Source organism: Vibrio penaeicida (assembly GCF_030689305.1).
In the GTDB taxonomy this organism is placed as follows: domain Bacteria; phylum Pseudomonadota; class Gammaproteobacteria; order Enterobacterales; family Vibrionaceae; genus Vibrio; species Vibrio penaeicida_B.
Genome location: NZ_JAUYVM010000005.1, coordinates 326,199 through 341,636 on the forward strand (window position 1 = coordinate 326,199; position 15,438 = coordinate 341,636).

The 15,438-nt window shown below is 45.1% G+C and carries 15 protein-coding genes; 5 read left to right on the forward strand and 10 right to left on the reverse strand.

The window, feature by feature from the left end; translation table 11 throughout:
* Positions 1–51 precede the first annotated feature (51 nt).
* The 8 genes from Q8W40_RS11100 to hpaH form a co-directional block, all read right to left on the reverse strand.
* Positions 52–1,497, reverse strand: a complete 1,446-nt coding sequence (locus tag Q8W40_RS11100) for an NAD-dependent succinate-semialdehyde dehydrogenase (RefSeq protein WP_305397202.1) — start codon at positions 1,495–1,497, stop codon at positions 52–54.
* Positions 1,498–1,669: 172 nt separating this feature from the next.
* Positions 1,670–2,521: a 3,4-dihydroxyphenylacetate 2,3-dioxygenase gene (gene hpaD / locus Q8W40_RS11105; protein ID WP_305397203.1), complete on the reverse strand. Its 852-nt coding sequence runs from the start codon at positions 2,519–2,521 to the stop codon at positions 1,670–1,672.
* 57 nt (positions 2,522–2,578) lie between these two features.
* The gene (locus tag Q8W40_RS11110) at positions 2,579–2,962 is read right to left on the reverse strand and encodes a 5-carboxymethyl-2-hydroxymuconate Delta-isomerase (RefSeq protein WP_126607938.1); all 384 of its coding nucleotides are present in this window, start codon (positions 2,960–2,962) and stop codon (positions 2,579–2,581) included.
* Positions 2,963–4,486 carry a 5-carboxymethyl-2-hydroxymuconate semialdehyde dehydrogenase gene (hpaE, locus tag Q8W40_RS11115; protein ID WP_126607937.1) on the reverse strand — a complete coding sequence of 508 codons (1,524 nt, stop codon included), beginning with the start codon at positions 4,484–4,486 and terminating at the stop codon, positions 2,963–2,965.
* Between the two features lie 2 nt (positions 4,487–4,488).
* Positions 4,489–5,259, reverse strand: coding sequence for a fumarylacetoacetate hydrolase family protein (locus tag Q8W40_RS11120; protein WP_101110496.1), 771 nt, complete (start codon positions 5,257–5,259; stop codon positions 4,489–4,491).
* Positions 5,256–5,945, reverse strand: coding sequence for a fumarylacetoacetate hydrolase family protein (locus Q8W40_RS11125; protein WP_305397204.1), 690 nt, complete (start codon positions 5,943–5,945; stop codon positions 5,256–5,258). The genes Q8W40_RS11120 and Q8W40_RS11125 overlap by 4 nt, the downstream gene beginning before the upstream one ends.
* Positions 5,946–5,970: 25 nt before the next feature.
* Positions 5,971–6,762, reverse strand: a complete 792-nt coding sequence (hpaI, locus tag Q8W40_RS11130) for a 4-hydroxy-2-oxoheptanedioate aldolase (protein ID WP_305397205.1) — start codon at positions 6,760–6,762, stop codon at positions 5,971–5,973.
* A gap of 44 nt (positions 6,763–6,806) precedes the next feature.
* Positions 6,807–7,610, reverse strand: coding sequence for a 2-oxo-hept-4-ene-1,7-dioate hydratase (gene hpaH, locus Q8W40_RS11135; RefSeq protein WP_305397206.1), 804 nt, complete (start codon positions 7,608–7,610; stop codon positions 6,807–6,809).
* A 254-nt stretch (positions 7,611–7,864) separates the two neighbouring features.
* Here hpaH and hpaC point away from each other — a divergent pair, with 254 nt between their 5' ends.
* The 5 genes from hpaC (at position 7,865) to Q8W40_RS11160 (ending at position 13,343) form a co-directional block, all read left to right on the forward strand.
* A complete protein-coding gene (hpaC, locus tag Q8W40_RS11140) occupies positions 7,865–8,374 on the forward strand; it encodes a 4-hydroxyphenylacetate 3-monooxygenase, reductase component (RefSeq protein WP_305397207.1) in 510 nt (169 codons plus the stop codon).
* Between the two features lie 50 nt (positions 8,375–8,424).
* On the forward strand, positions 8,425–9,594 hold the full coding sequence (locus tag Q8W40_RS11145; protein WP_305397208.1) for a p-hydroxyphenylacetate 3-hydroxylase oxygenase component: 1,170 nt from the start codon (positions 8,425–8,427) through the stop codon (positions 9,592–9,594).
* 574 nt (positions 9,595–10,168) lie between these two features.
* On the forward strand, positions 10,169–10,411 hold the full coding sequence (locus tag Q8W40_RS11150) for a type II toxin-antitoxin system Phd/YefM family antitoxin (RefSeq protein WP_305397209.1): 243 nt from the start codon (positions 10,169–10,171) through the stop codon (positions 10,409–10,411).
* An 8-nt stretch (positions 10,412–10,419) separates the two neighbouring features.
* On the forward strand, positions 10,420–10,719 hold the full coding sequence (locus tag Q8W40_RS11155; RefSeq protein ID WP_305397210.1) for a type II toxin-antitoxin system RelE/ParE family toxin: 300 nt from the start codon (positions 10,420–10,422) through the stop codon (positions 10,717–10,719).
* 263 nt (positions 10,720–10,982) lie between these two features.
* Positions 10,983–13,343, forward strand: coding sequence for a Lon protease family protein (locus Q8W40_RS11160; RefSeq protein ID WP_305397211.1), 2,361 nt, complete (start codon positions 10,983–10,985; stop codon positions 13,341–13,343).
* Between the two features lie 50 nt (positions 13,344–13,393).
* Here Q8W40_RS11160 and Q8W40_RS11165 read toward each other — a convergent pair whose 3' ends face one another.
* Positions 13,394–14,044, reverse strand: coding sequence for a hypothetical protein (locus Q8W40_RS11165; RefSeq protein ID WP_305397212.1), 651 nt, complete (start codon positions 14,042–14,044; stop codon positions 13,394–13,396).
* 27 nt (positions 14,045–14,071) lie between these two features.
* The gene (locus Q8W40_RS11170) at positions 14,072–15,322 is read right to left on the reverse strand and encodes a hypothetical protein (protein ID WP_305397213.1); all 1,251 of its coding nucleotides are present in this window, start codon (positions 15,320–15,322) and stop codon (positions 14,072–14,074) included.
* Between the last annotated feature and the right edge of the window lie 116 nt (positions 15,323–15,438).

The following is a 15,438-nucleotide window of genomic DNA, read 5'->3' on the forward strand; positions in this document are numbered from 1 at the left end:
ATCAACCATCGGGATGAGGTCTGGCAAGGCGATGAATTTCATTGAAAAATTCTACAATCCGCCCATGAGCATGTATTTGGTTTCGAGATAATCCTCAATACCTTGCCTTGCCCCCTCACGCCCTAGGCCTGATGCTTTAATGCCACCAAATGGTGCGACTTCGGTAGAAATCAGCCCTTCATTGATGCCGACCATGCCCGCTTCCAATGCTTCACCAACGCGCCACGCACGGGCGAGCGATTGGGTATAGAAATACGCGGCGAGCCCTACATCAGAGCGGTTCGCACGCTCAAGGACTTCTTCTTCAGTATCAAACGGGTAAATCGCCGCCAGAGGGCCAAAGGTTTCTTCATTGGCGGCGCGCATGTCGTCGGTCATGTCGGTCACAATCATAGGGTGGAGGAATAAGTCATTGGGTGGGGTGGCAGAGCCCGATACCAATGTCGCACCTTGCTCTAATGCGTTGCTTACGTGTTCGCAGACTTTAGTAACCGCGCTTTTGTTAATCATGGCGCCTATTTGAACGTGACCATTCATCCCATCGCCGACTTCTAACTTAACCACCGCAGCTTTGAAACGTTCCACAAACGCATCATGAACGCCTCGTTGTACGTAAATCCGATTCGCACACACACAGGTCTGCCCCGCATTTCGGTATTTGGCTACCATGAGCCCGCTGACCGCGGCGTCTAAATCCGCATCGTCAAACACGATGAAAGGAGCATTGCCACCCAATTCCAGCGACAGCTTTTTCACGGTGTCGGCAGATTGGTTCATGAGCAGCTTTCCAACGTTTGTGGAGCCAGTGAAGCTGATTTTTCGAACTACAGGGCTTTGTGTTAACGCGCCGCCAATTTGTACAGCGTCGCCAGTCACGATATTGAGTACACCGGCAGGTAAGCCCGCTCGAATGGCAAGCTCGCCCAATGCCAAAGCGGTGAGTGGGGTTTCTGGTGCTGGCTTAAGCACAACCGCACAGCCAGCCGCCAATGCAGGGCCGCATTTTCGGGTGATCATGGCCGCTGGGAAATTCCAAGGTGTAATCGCCCCGACCACGCCAATGGGCTCTCTTGTTACGACGATTCGAGCATCGGGTTTGTGGCTTGGAATGGTTTCGCCGTAGGTGCGTTTGGCTTCTTCTGCAAACCACTCGATGAAGCTTGCCGCATAAGCGATTTCACCTTTGGCTTCTGCAAGCGGCTTTCCTTGTTCCGAGGTGAGAATCGTGGCGAGATCGTCTTGATGCTCCAGCATCAATTCGAACCAGCGGCGAAGAATTAAAGAACGGGATTTGGCGGTTAGCGCTTTCCAGCTTTTTTGTGCTCGCTCTGCCGCCTCGATGCTTTGGTGGGTTTCATCAGCTCCAAAGCAAGGAACGAACCCAACAGCTTCTTGGTTGGCTGGGTTACAAATAGGTTGGTATTGATCACCTTCACCTACCCATTCCCCGTTGATTAGGCATTTTTGTTTTAACAGAGTTGGATCGTTCAATTTCATGTGGCGCTCCTTAGAAAAAGGTAAATTCGCCCTTCGCCTTGCTATTTTCAAAGCAGGAGATGGGCGTAATGAAGCTGTAATTCAGCAATCGCTTGCTGGATCAAAGAAAGGTCATTGGATCAGAGAGTGACTTCTGGCTAAGAGAAGGCGCTCAATTTGAACGACGGCTGCTTTATAACGAGAACAGCACGTTAGCTTGCCCTGTCCCCGAGCTTGGGAAGTACTCGCCAATGAGCGTGCCTTTACCTTCATAGTTATCCCAACCTAACGCACCAAACAGCATCGCGGTATCGTGCATGCCGCCTTCGCCAGAGCACAATTCGGCATAGTCAGGCAGCATTTTTAGGAAGGTTTTGATTTCGCCTTGTGCCCATAAATCCAACACGCGTAGATCGACTTGGCGGTTAAATTCTTTGGAAATGGTGAAGGTGCCGTTGTTGGCTTCGTAGTCTTCGTTATCCCAAATCCGGTGGGAAAGGGAGCCCGATGCCAGCAGCATGACTCGGCTGTCACTTTCTTCAATCGCTTCACGAATGGCTTCGCCGACAAGACGTGATGATTCGATGCTATGCACCGCACACCAACCACCAATAGAGACGACTTTGAAATGGCTGTCCTCATTCATGTACCGCATCGGAACAAGGGTGCCATATTCCAAATCTAAGGTTTCCACTTGGTGGGATAGGGTATGAACGCCTTTCGCCATCGCTTTTTCTGCAATGGCGTCCCCTAATTCTGGGTTGCCATCGTAGTGATAAGCGAGGTTTTGGATAAAGTGAGGGAACTCGTGGCTGGTGTAGATCCCTTCAAATTTCTTATTTGAATTGATGTGATAGCCCGCATTGACCAACCAGTGGGTATCGAGCACGACCAACGTATCGACATTGTGTTCTTTTGCCATGGCTGCCAGCTTTTTGTGTCCGTCGATGGCTTGTTGTCGGCAACCAAATAGACGCCCAGGTTGCTCCGACATCAACATGGTTGGGACGTGTGTAATTTTGGCTGCTATAACCAATTCACCCATAATCATTCTCCTTGTGTTTCATTCACTTTTGGTACGCCAGCGATGCTAGCGTTGTGCTCACTTGGCCAGTTTTTGATGGATATTATTTTTCTTGTAATTCAAAGTTGGGTGAAGCTCGGTTAGCTCCAGCCCAAAGCTCAGGTATCGGGTATCGAAAAGGGAAGAAAGATACTCAGTAAAGAAGGCGTGTAGGGTGTCGCCCACTTCTTTGAGTGTTTCTTCACTTCTGCCTGTACCCACCTTGATGGTCAATTGAATAAACCGATTTTCAGGGTCGCCTTCTGCCACTCGAAAGTGTTCGCAGCGGTGTGCTCGAATGCGGATGCCCCCTAATGGGAACACCCCCGTTTCTTGAGCAACATTGGCGAGCTGTTCAAATAGATCAGGAAAATCCACATCGCCATCCAAATTGGCGGAATACTCGACAATAAAGTGAGGCATTTAGCCCTCCTTACCCAATTTAGGCACCGTGTGCTGGTCGTGTGCGATACAGATGTTCTTGGTTTCCATGTAGAAGTCGAAACTCCAGTCGCCACCGTCACGACCGACACCCGACATTTTCACGCCACCAAAAGGAGAAGGGAGGTTTCGGTTGTTTTCAGAATTGACCCACACCATGCCCGCTTCAATTTTGTGGGCACATCGCATCGAGCGACCGGTATCACCTGTCCAGATGTACGCCGCCAAGCCATATTGGGTATCGTTGGCAATGCGCAGGGCTTCTTCTTCTGAATCGAAGGTGATCACCGATAAAACAGGTCCGAAGATTTCTTCACATGCGACTTTCATTTCGTTATTCACGTTAGTGATCAGCGCCGGAGCAAAGTAATACCCCTCTTCTGGTGCCAATTCCGACACGTTGCCACGAGCGACATCGGCTCCTTCCTGCTTGGCAGATTCCAGATAACTGGTGACTTTTTCTAAATGCGTTGGGTGAATAAGCGGACCGACTTCGGTATCGAGATCGAGTGGATGCCCGACTTTTAGCAAGCTCACTCGGTGTTTCAACTTCGCGATAAATTCATCTTTGATAGACGACTGAAGGATCAAGCGGCTGGAGCTGGTGCAGCGCTGGCCGTTCAAGCTGTAAATCATGAAAACTACCGCATCAAGGGCACGTTCCATGTCGGCATCGTCGAACACCAAAACTGGGTTTTTACCGCCCAATTCAAAGTGGACGCGTTTTAATGTGGCTGCACCTTGTGCCTGAATCATGGAGCCAGTGGTGGTTTCCCCAACAAAAGCCACAGCTTTGATTGCAGGGTGCTCGGTAAGTGCTTTACCAGCCACTTCACCAAACCCATTGACCATGTTCCAAACGCCTGCCGGTAGCCCAGCAGCTTCGGCACACTCCGCTAAAATAGCGGCACTGAGTGGGCTGAACTCGGCAGGTTTGTGTACGACGGTACAGCCAGCGGCCAGTGCCGGAGCGATTTTCCATGTCGATAACATGAAAGGGGTATTCCATGGGGTGATCACACCTACGGGGCCAATAGGGGTGCGCACAGTAAAGTTGGTGTGCGCATCTTGAAACAAAGAGTCGCCGTTTTTCGCTTCTGGGGCTTTGTCTGCAAAGAAGCGAAAGTTCGCTGCGCCGCGCACAGCTGCTTGCTTCATAAAGCGAAATGCTTGCCCACAATCCACCGATTCAACGAGTGCAATTTCTTCTGCTCTGCGTTCTATTTCATCCGCGAGTTTATGTAAGATTTGGCGACGTTTTGCACCAGAAAGCCCCGACCATTCTTCAAAGGCACTTTGCGCCGCAGTGCACGCGAGGTTCACGTCTTGTTCTGTTCCTTTTACTACCGTACCAAGACGTTTATTGTTGATTGGGCTCTGGTTTTCAAAGGTGTCGGAACCTGTTCCTAGCGTCCATTCTCCATTAATGAAGTGACCCAGTGTGTCGGTCTTAAAACGCGCCAAATATTGTCTGGCCTTGGTAATTTGCGTATCGAGAGTTGTCATGCTTAATCCTTGCTTTCAAAGTATTCCGTTTCACTGACCATGTGCGTGGTTAACGTGCCTAGCCCTTCAATGGAGCACTCAACCACATCGCCGGGTTGGGTGTCTTTCAGCCCTTTTGGCGTGCCGGTTGCAATCATGTCGCCTGGTTGTAATGTGATGGTTTGGCTAAGGTATTCAATCAGCTCTGGGATGCTGAAAATCATGCCATTGGTGTTGCCGGTTTGAACCACTTCGCCATTCACTTTGGTTTCCAGTGACAGGTTACTGACGTCTGGCAGTTCATCTTTGCTCACCAGCCAAGGGCCGATAGGGCAAAGGGAATCACGGCTCTTCACTTTTAGGTTGGGGCGGTAGTAATTCTCAAGGTAGTCGCGGATCGCGAAGTCATTACAAATGGTGTAACCCGCGACATAGTCCATCGCGTCTTCACGAGAGATGTGCTTACCTTTCTTGCCAATCACCGCCACCAGTTCACATTCGTGATGCATAAAATCCACATTATCTGGGCGGTACGTTGGGCATTCGTGTCCTGTGAGCGTGTTGGCACCTTTAATAAAAACCAGCGGTACTTCTGGGGCAGAAAAGGCCAATTCTGATGCGTGATCAGCGTAGTTAAGACCGAGCGCGAAAATCGTCCCTGGGTTTTCTACTGGGCAAAGCCATGAGATGTTGTCTTTTGACACGACGTTGCCATCTGGCGCGATAAATTGACCATTCATATCGATGGTAATGTTCAGGGTTTTGCCATCTTTAATGATTCGTGCAGTTCTCATTGGACGTACTCTCCTAAGCGGCTAGTGAGGTGGTGCTGGCCATTAATGCTGGATTCGATTTTGTCGCCAGCCCGTATGGCAATGCGCTCGCCATGAAAACACGGGGCAATGATGTCGCCCGGTTCCAGCGTCATGATGAAAGAGATACGTTCAATCAGTTCGAGAATGTCGGTTTCAAAATGGTCGGTGGAAATATCACCACGCCATTTGCCATTAATTTTGGTGGAGACAATCGTCGATGTTGGAGTAGGAGACGATGAAATCGCACTCGCTGATGAGGCAAGTATGCTCGCCGGTTGCCAGTTGCCATTCATCGCCGCGGATTTATCGATGCCTTTTCCAAGAATGTCTGGACGGTAGTAACTTTCTTCCGGTGAGGAAATATCGTGCACTACGCTGACGCCGGAAATGTAGCTCAGAGCATTGTCACGGCTTACGCGCTGGCAGCGTTTGCCTATCAGTAGCGCAAGGCTGGTTCCGACTACGAGTGAAGCGTTCGCTTTTTCTACCGGTATTAACGAATTGTCTTTGTTCCATGTATTTCTGGGCTTGAAATACAGAACTGGCTCGGTTGGCAGCGCTTTGTAGGGGGGCTGCTGAAATTTGTCGTTCCATTCTTGGCGATGGCGCTTGTCGTTCAGTGCCACACAAACCAGTTTGGACTGGCTGTTGGGTAAAATCGTCATGTTGAATCCTTAAGTCTGCAAGCCTTTAATAACCGCTTCCGCTTGGGGCGGTGTCTTGTTGTCCTTTAAATTGAGAAACCAGTGCTTTCGCGCCATTCGATAGCAGCAAAGTATCCACACCAATGCCGATAAAACTCGCGCCACAATCGGCGTAGTGCTGCGCTTTCGCTGGGTTGAGGCACAAAATTCCAGCGGCTTTCCCTGCTTTTCGAATAGTGGAAATCGCACTTTCGATAGCGGCAACCACCTCGGGGTGATCGGGGTTTCCAACGTGCCCCATGGAAGCGGACAAATCGGTAGGGCCGATGAATACGCCATCGATGCCCTCGATTGCTACGATCTCTTCTAAGTTGTTCAGTGCGGTTTGCGTTTCCGCTTGAACCAGTAAACACACTTCTTCGTTGGCGCTGTGTACGTACCCCGGAATTTGATTCCAGCGTGCCGCTCGCGCTAGCGAACTTCCCATGCCGCGACGTCCTTGAGGTGGGTAGCGACAATCCAACACTAACGACTGTGCTTGCTCGGCAGTATCAACCATCGGTATTAGAAGCGTTTGTGCGCCAATATCGAGGAGGCGCTTAATCACCGTGGTGTTTCCCTCTGCTGGTCGAACAATGGCGGACGTGTTGTAAGGTTCAATCGCTCGCAGCTGGGTAAGTACATCTCCAAGTTCAAACGGGGCATGTTCCCCATCGATGAGCAGCCAATCGAAGCCCGCACCCGCGCAGATTTCGGCGGCAGTTGGGTCGGGCAAGCCCTGCCATAGCCCCCATTGCAGCTGGTGGTTGGAGAGTTTGTGTTTAAATTGATTTTTCATAGTTGTTCCTGCCTATACCTGTGCCACTATTTTCATTAGCGCCACTACACAAACGACACCGATATGCCACCTAACGGACCGTAATCGGCATGCACCGTATCGCCCGCTTTTACTGCAACGGGACGGGTAAATGAGCCAGAAAGGATGACTTGTCCTGCTTCCAACCCAATGCCATGTGGCGCAAAGCGTTTGCATACCCAGCAGATGCCGTTTGCAGGGTGACCAAGCACACCAGAAGCCAGCCCCGTTTCTTCAATTTGACCGTTGAGATAAAGCGCGGCACCAGCCCAGCGAATGTCCATTTCGTCCGGACGAATAGGGCGTCCACCTATGATGATTCCGCCATTGGCGGCGTTGTCGGCAATGGTGTCGTAAACCTTGCGGGTGTAGCCTGTTTCTGGATCGGTTCTGTGGCAACGAGCCGCAATGAGCTCAATGGCGGGCACAACGTAATCGGTGGCATTAAGCACATCAAAAATCGTGACGTTCTCGCCTTTTAACGGGGCTTTTAGAACAAACGCCAGTTCCACTTCAATGCGAGGATCGAGAAAATCGCCAGCTGGGATCTGCGCGCCATCTGGGAAGAACATGTCATCCAGTAATACCCCGAAATCAGGTTGGTCGATGTTCACCGCCATTTGCATGGCTCTCGATGTCAACCCGATTTTGTAGCCTTTCACCTGTGCTCCACCTTCGATTTTCTTATCCACCCAAGTTTTTTGAATGGCATAGGCATCGTCCATGGTCATCTCTGGGTGAGAGAGTGTCAGGGCTGGAATTTGCTGGCGGTTTATTTCAGCTTGATAAAGCTTCTGCGCTGCACTTTCTATTTCTTCCTTTTTGAGCATGCTACTTCCTTATTTATTTTCTATTTTGCTTGTTCTTTATTTATCTATAACAAATAGAATCTAGAAGTGAAAATGTCGAAAATGGTTAGGTGGTACTACTCATAAGTTATATTTTTATTAAATTCATTAAGTTAATTTATTTCGGTATGAATCTCTTATTGAAAAGTGCAATCCATTAAAAGAAAAAGCCATATCTATATATTTCCCTTTATCTAATATGGAAATGCAATCCTACACTCGAAGGGAATACGGAAATGGAACAGGATAACCAAAAGAAATTTAGAGATGCTATGTCAAACCTTGCTGCAGCTGTGAACATTGTGACGACAGGTGGTCAAGCTGGGCTAGGGGGCATTACTGCAACAGCGGTGTGCTCGGTGAGTGACTCTCCAGCTACTATGTTAGTGTGCGTTAACCAGCAAAGCGGTAGCCATGATAAGTTTTGTGAAAACCAAAATATCTGTATAAACATATGCAGTGAAGAACAAGAGACTATGTCTTATCACTTTGCGGGTATGACCAAGCTACCGATGGAAGAAAGATTTGCACTGCCTGAATGGAAATTAACAGAAAAAGGTGTGCCTAAACTTGAAGGTGCAATAGCGAATTTAGAAGGGAAAATTAAAAACGTAAGTGAAGTTGGAACCCATTCTGTATTTTTTGTGGAAATAGAAAATATTGATATTAATTCAAGTAAAGACGCGCTTATTTATTTTAATAGAGAATTTAGAACCGTAAAAAACGGTGAAGCAAAGGCTGCTTAAATTGGAAAGTACCAACACTTCTTTGAAAAATCCAATAATGTGAGACAACTATGAATACAAATAACCCTTTACTCGACGAGCTGAATAAAATTCTTCCAACCATTGCCGAAAATGCTGCAATGGCAGAGCGAGACCGAACGCCACCTGAAGTGAACATACGCTTATTAAAAAGCATTAATTTTCACCGAGCTTTACAGCCTAAAGCATACGGTGGGCTGGAAGTGTCTTTGCCTGAATTCACCAATTGCGTTGCCGCTTTGGCGGGTGCGTGTGGCGGTACTGCGTGGGCGGCAAGTTTGCTTTCTACTCACAGCCACCAAATGGCGATGTTTTCCAAGCAAGCGCAAGAAGAATTTTGGGGCGAGAATCCAGATGCGACAGCGAGCAGCAGCATTGCTCCTTTTGGCAAAGTGGTAGAAGTAGAAGGCGGCGTTCTATTCAATGGGCACATGCGTTGGAGCAGTGGCTGCGATCATGCTGAATGGGCAATCGTCGGTTTCTGGCGTGAAGGTATTCAAGGTGAGCGAATCTATTCATTTGGCGTAGTACCACGCAGCGAATACAGAATACAAGACGATTGGTTTGCAGCTGGCATGAAATCAAGTGGCACTAAAACACTGATCATCGAAGATGTGTTCATTCCAGAGCATCGTATTGAAGCCGCGAAAGACATGATGGAAGGGAAGTCGGCAGGGTTTGATTTATACCCAGACAGCAAAATCTTTTACGCGCCTTATCGCCCATATTTTGCTTGCGGCTTTTCAGCGATTAGCCTAGGCATTGCAGAGCGTATGCTGCAAGTGTTTAAAGAGAAAACCAAAAACCGTGTGCGCGCTTATACTGGGGTGAACGTTGGAGGTGCTACGCCTGCATTGATGCGTCTTGCTGAATCCACACACCAAGTAAATGCCGCGCGAGCTTTCTTAGAAAAGACGTGGGAAGAGCACAAAGAACACGGCGAACAAAAACGCTATCCAGATCGCGAAACACTAGCGCATTGGCGCACCAACCAAGCCTACGCGGTAAAAATGTGTATTGAAGCTGTAGACCGTTTGTTTGAAGCAATGGGTGGTAATTCATGGTTTGAAGATAACGAAGCACAGCGTCTATTCAGAGACTCACATATGACAGGCGCGCACGCGTATACCGATTACGATGTATGTGCTCAGATCTTTGGTCGCGAACTAATGGGTCTAGACCCAGACCCTTCTATGGTTTAAGCCACCTTACAGCGCTGAAAACTCAATTCATCTTTGGATAAGGCTTCGCCTTTTCCACCGCGGCTCGCTTTTTCATTCGAAGCGAGCCGCGTTTTTTATTACCAAAGAATGGGGACTCAATAGTTCTTAAAATAATTAATGAGAATAATTATCAACAAATTGTTTGACAACCTAAATGAGAATGATTATTGTTTGTCTTGTCGAAAGGGAAAAAGAAACGGTTTGTCATAGAGTTGAGTCATTTAGCTCTGAACTATTTCAAGTAATGGTGAATCGAATCTGGATTTCTTTGACACGACATTGCTCACATTGCTTCCAGTGTAATTTATAGCTTATGGCAAGGTTGGCTTAGTTTCAGCCTTACTAAATTTTGCTAAGCGACACATCTTTATGTGTCGCTTTTTTCTTTTTTGCGTTCCTGCTTTTTTACTGTCTTTGTAATTTACCCAGTGCTCTTTGTTTCTATTTCGTTGTGGTTATATACTTTTCGTTCGAATCGCACGATTTAATCGTATTGACCATTTCATGTGATTAGTTATACTTTTTTTTGTCATTCCATATTTGGAGCTTAACCATGTACACATTAACGGCCAACGATGCAAAACGTAACTTCGGTGAGCTACTTCTTAATGCTCAACGCGAGCCAATAAAGATCAGCAAAAACAGTAAAGACGCTGTAGTGGTTATGTCCATCAAAGACTACGAAGAACTTGAAGCGATGAAGGCTGATTATCTTAAACATTGCTTTGAGTCCGCTAGAACCGATCTAGCCCAAAATGATGTCGCTGATGGCGAAAGCTTTCTAAACAATCTGTAAGCCCAAGGATGCCAAAGATAAAATACAAGCTGAGTAAATTAGCTCAGAGTCACTTGCGCAAAATCAAGGACTATACTATTGCCAATTATTCAGAATTACAGTGGGTAAAATACAAAGATACACTCCTTACTGGTTTTAGAATGATTGCCGACAATCCCGATCTTGGTAGGCATTGTGATGAAATATACCCGAACGGATTCTACTTTTCTTTGGGGCGACACACGGCATACTTCACTAAAGAGGGCGACTTCATATTAGTTGTAGCCGTTCTTGGACAATCTCAGTTACCCCAGAACCATTTGAAATAGCAGTTAACTTAACCACTAACTTCGCCACCCAAAACCCCCATCTAACAAAAATGCAATTCTAGTGGCAGTTGGTTATATTTTGTGCAAACGATCGCTGGAATTGCCTTTTATGATAGTTGCCCCACACCCGATGCGTTTTCTCTATGCTAACTTATTGAATATAGGTGGCTAAAATTTGTCACCCTTTTGTCGCCACATAGCCTAGTTGGGCTCTGTCATTTGATCGAAAAAACAAGAATTAAAATCTAGTGAAAGGAGTCGTTATGGGAATCAAAGAACTTTGCGCAGACGATCTGTATGTACATGCTTTAAACGAAGACTTCGAACACACTTCAACTAAGAATATCGAACCGATTGATGAAATTGTTGGGCAAGAACGCGCTCAAAAAGCCGTTGAATTCGCTATGTCCATCAAAGAAAAGGGCTATAACATTTACGCCATTGGTCGAAATGGTTTAGGTAAGCGAACCATGGTGTTGCGTTATTTAAACCGCCACCCAGTGGATAATGAGTCCACCTTCGACTGGTGCTATGTCGCGAACTTCGATGATATTCGCACACCCAAAGTGCTTAAGTTACCAGCAGGAGTGGGCACAAAATTAAGTAAAGACATCGAAAAGCTGATGACCAAGTTGGTCAAAGCGATGCCATTAGCTTTCGATAACGAGATTTACTATTCCCGTGCCGACAAGCTGAAAAACCAACTTGCGGCGAAGCAACAAGAAAAGCTGGAAGACATCAGTAAAGATGCCAAAGAGCGTGGTATTAGTTTAACCATAACCAATCAGGGCGATTACCAATTTGTTGCTATGAACGGTGAAGATTTACACACTGAAGAATCCTTTGATGAGTTAACACCAAAAGAGCAAGACTATTTCGACAAAACCATCGATTCTTTAGAAATATCGTTGCGCACCATGGTTCGCCAGCTAACCGAGTGGGAAGAAACGTACACCGAGAAAATCCAGAAACTGAACAGCGATGTCACGCTCGATGTGATCAGTCATTTCATCAAGCAGCTTAAGAAAGATTACTCAGAATTCACAGAAGTGAAAAAATATCTGGGTGAACTGCAAAAAGACATCATTGAAAACGTCGATATCTTTCTAGAAGAAGCAAACGAGCAAGGCGAAGTTGCTACCGCCTCTCTAGATAAGAAGCTGCCACGCCGCTACAAGATTAATGTGTTGGTGAGCCAAAAAGACGAAAACTTCCCCATCATTGTGGAAGACAACCCCAACTACCATAGTTTGTTTGGTTACACGGAAACGGCCACGTTCAAAGGCACGGTTTTTACCGATTTCTCGCTTATCCGAGCGGGTAGCCTTCATAAAGCCAATGGTGGTGTACTGCTGATGGATGCGGTTAAAGTACTGGAGCAGCCTTATGTGTGGGATGGTTTAAAACGTGCACTCCGTGCTCGCCAGTTAAGCTTAACCTCGTTAGAAAAGGAGCTGACCCTGACTGGGGCAGTCTCGCTGGATCCGGAACCTATTCCACTGGATGTGAAAATCATCTTGTTTGGGGATTACCGTACCTACCAGCTTTTACAACACTACGATGCCGAGTTTGGAGAGTTGTTCCGCGTAACGGCAGACTTTGAAGATGAGATGACGCGAACCCCAGAAGCCGAGCTTCATTATGCGCGCTTTATCTCTAGTATTGTGCACGACAACGGCATGCTGCATTGCGATAAAAAAGCCATTGCTAGAATCATTGAACACAGCTCCCGCCGTGCGGGCGATTGCACCAAGCTTTCTTTGCATTCTGCTCATATTGCCAACTTGCTGCGAGAGTCTAACTATGTTGCTCGTGCTGCTAAATCCAACTTGATTCGTGCGAGCCATGTAGAGCAAGCGTTATCGAGCCAAGAGATGCGTGTCGGCAGGTTAAAAGACAGCGTTATGGAAAGTTTTACCAACGGCACCACGCTCATTCACACCGAAGGGCTAGCGATTGGGCAGGTGAATGCGCTTTCTGTACTCAGCACGAGCGATCACATGTTTGGTGCACCAAACCGGATTTCGGCGACAACGGCATACGGTGACGGTGAGGTGATTGATATTGAGCGCAATGTCGATTTGGGTGGCAGTATTCACTCAAAAGGCGTGTTGATTCTTTCGGCTTACCTAGCCTCGGTATTTGGCAAAACCGCTCGAGTCCCGTTAACTACGCATATTACGTTTGAACAATCTTATGGTGGCGTAGATGGCGATAGCGCAAGTATGGCGGAGTTTTGCGCCATTGTATCGGCATTTTCTAAACTGCCCGTTCGACAAGATATCGCCATTACAGGTTCCATGAACCAGTTTGGCGAGTCTCAGCCTATTGGTGGCGTGAACGAGAAAATTGAAGGCTTCTTTGATGTCTGTGTGATCAAAGGACGTTCACCAAACCAAGGAGTTATCATTCCGAAATCGAACGTCCATAACTTGATGCTGCGTACCGATGTGGTAGAAGCGGTTGAAAAAGGCGAGTTCCACATTTGGGCGATTGACCATGTGACCGAGGCTGTAGAACTCTTTACGGGCAAACAACCAGGCGAATTGGGCGACGAAGGCGCTTACCCAATCGATTCTGTATTTGGTGTAGCACAAGCGAAGCTGAATGCACTGCGTAAGTAGCCGAATAACATAATTTGAAAGGGGCGAAAGCCCCTTTTCTGTCTTAAAAGTTACTCAGGAAACTTTGATTTAAGATCCTTTATTTCTTGCTCTGTAAAACCTGTATTAAATAACTCTATGTTATAACCCGTCAAAGAGGTGTGGTTTTCTGGTTTAATGCTTGTATTATTTGGTGTTAAATTTTTATTATTATCTAATGTTAACCTTGTTAAAGATGGCAGGTCTTTAGAATCAAATGATTGAAGCTCATTCTCCGTAAGATCTAGATAACCTAGGTATGGTAACGTTATTCCTTCGAAAGATTTAATTTTATTATCTCTTAGGTAAACTCGCATCAAAGATTCCATTCCACTTGTATTAAAGTATGTTAGTTTATTAAAGGAAATTCGTAATGTATGCAGATTAGATAGGTCTCTACCATCAAAAGTAGTGAGTGAATTATTGTCTATCCAAGCACTCTTTAAATTAATTGAATTAGATAGTTCGATGTCTAAAAGTTTATTATTATTCAATTGAAGATATTCTAAATTTTGTGAGTTACTTGAACTAAAATTAGAAATTCTATTATTGTTAGCATGAATGGTTATTAATGAGGTTGTTCTTGAAGTATCAAGCTCGGTTAATTTGTTGTTGTTTATAAATAACCGTTCAAATGAATTTGAAATTGGTATGTTAATTTCTTCTATATTATTGTTGGACAAATAAACAACTTTTAGTTTACTAGATTTCTAAAAGTCAACAGTCTGTATTTTATTGTCATTTGCTCTTAGATAGCGCAAGTTTGGTGTATTTGATAAGTCAAATTGAGTTAATTTGTTTTTACTTAAGTAAGCTGATTCTAGTAAAATCTTGTTCGATATATTCAGTTCATCAATTTGGTTGTTTGTTATGGATATGTATTTGATTGGTGCATCATTGTTTAAGTCTAATTTAGTAAGGAAATTATCTGAGAGACTCAAATAACTCAGTTCTTTTAAAGGTGAAAGATCGATGCTACGTATATTTGATTCATTCCAGTGGAGGGTTTGTAAATGAGGAACTAACGAAAAGTTGGTATTATCAGGATGACCTGTTCTATTTAGATATAAATGTTTAAGGGATGATAATGATAGGATTTTATCTTGAATTGTATTACTACTGAGTGGATTATATGAAAGGCTTAATGTTTCAAGGCTTAACTTATCTATTCCATTTAAATCATTATCATTCAAACTATTGGAGTCTAGATAAAGATCTTTTAAATTATCCATGGAGTAAATTTTTTGAAGTAACTCCAGTTTTCTACTCTCATCACTAAATAGTTTATTATTTCTGTCTAATGATAGTACCTCCAAGTTAATTAAATCTGAAGGGTTAAATCTACTCAGACCTGTGTTATTTAAAGCAACTCTCTTTAAATTTGTAGAGGACTCCAACTTATCTAGTAATTTATAGTCTTCAATAAAAATCAAATCATTGTCAAAAATATATATTCCATCTAAGTTTTTGACAATTTCAGTGCTTATTTCTAGGTTGGTTATATTGTTTCTACTGAACTCGATATCTTTTAGATTATTTAGGCTGTTAATATCTTGAAGTGGTTTTGGTAAAACCCCATTATTTGTTTGTAGTGCATCACGGTTTTTATAAATTAATATAGACTCTAATTTTACGAATTTACTTATTATATTTGAATCGCGACTTAAACTATTATCTAAAAGCTCTAATCCTAAGATGTTGTCATTACTATCTGGTATTGAGTTTATCAGTTCTGTTGTTAGCGTTACGTTAGATAGTGTTAAATAATTAATATCGCGGTTTGATGATAACCAATCGAAGCTCTTAACATCTGAATCACAAATGGCTTTTTTTTCTTCTATTTTACACCCTGATTGTGTTTTCGTAATGGTCGTCTCTTTTTGTTTTTCTGCCTGCGTACTTTCTCCACCACCACACGCTATCAGTCCTACTGATAGTGCGATTAACAATATTTTCTTCATTCCTAGCCTACATAGATTTAAAAACTCTGACGCATTCTAACGGCGTTGTTGATCAAATCGGCTTAAAGACCAACGACGCCATATGTGGACTCACCGTTAGTTTCGAACAGGCATAC

Excerpts from the sequence above, each read along its gene's own strand:
- hpaE (WP_126607937.1), bottom strand. The coding sequence starts at position 4,486 with ATGACAACTCTCGATACGCAAATTACCAAGGCCAGACAATATTTGGCG.
- Q8W40_RS11160 (WP_305397211.1), top strand. The coding sequence starts at position 10,983 with ATGGGAATCAAAGAACTTTGCGCAGACGATCTGTATGTACATGCTTTA.
- Q8W40_RS11100 (WP_305397202.1), bottom strand. The coding sequence starts at position 1,497 with ATGAAATTGAACGATCCAACTCTGTTAAAACAAAAATGCCTAATCAAC.
- Q8W40_RS11150 (WP_305397209.1), top strand. The coding sequence starts at position 10,169 with ATGTACACATTAACGGCCAACGATGCAAAACGTAACTTCGGTGAGCTA.
- hpaC (WP_305397207.1), top strand. The coding sequence starts at position 7,865 with ATGGAACAGGATAACCAAAAGAAATTTAGAGATGCTATGTCAAACCTT.
- Q8W40_RS11170 (WP_305397213.1), bottom strand. The coding sequence starts at position 15,322 with ATGAAGAAAATATTGTTAATCGCACTATCAGTAGGACTGATAGCGTGT.
- Q8W40_RS11125 (WP_305397204.1), bottom strand. The coding sequence starts at position 5,945 with ATGACGATTTTACCCAACAGCCAGTCCAAACTGGTTTGTGTGGCACTG.
- Q8W40_RS11145 (WP_305397208.1), top strand. The coding sequence starts at position 8,425 with ATGAATACAAATAACCCTTTACTCGACGAGCTGAATAAAATTCTTCCA.
- Q8W40_RS11110 (WP_126607938.1), bottom strand. The coding sequence starts at position 2,962 with ATGCCTCACTTTATTGTCGAGTATTCCGCCAATTTGGATGGCGATGTG.
- hpaD (WP_305397203.1), bottom strand. The coding sequence starts at position 2,521 with ATGGGTGAATTGGTTATAGCAGCCAAAATTACACACGTCCCAACCATG.
- Q8W40_RS11155 (WP_305397210.1), top strand. The coding sequence starts at position 10,420 with ATGCCAAAGATAAAATACAAGCTGAGTAAATTAGCTCAGAGTCACTTG.
- hpaI (WP_305397205.1), bottom strand. The coding sequence starts at position 6,762 with ATGAAAAATCAATTTAAACACAAACTCTCCAACCACCAGCTGCAATGG.
- hpaH (WP_305397206.1), bottom strand. The coding sequence starts at position 7,610 with ATGCTCAAAAAGGAAGAAATAGAAAGTGCAGCGCAGAAGCTTTATCAA.
- Q8W40_RS11120 (WP_101110496.1), bottom strand. The coding sequence starts at position 5,259 with ATGAGAACTGCACGAATCATTAAAGATGGCAAAACCCTGAACATTACC.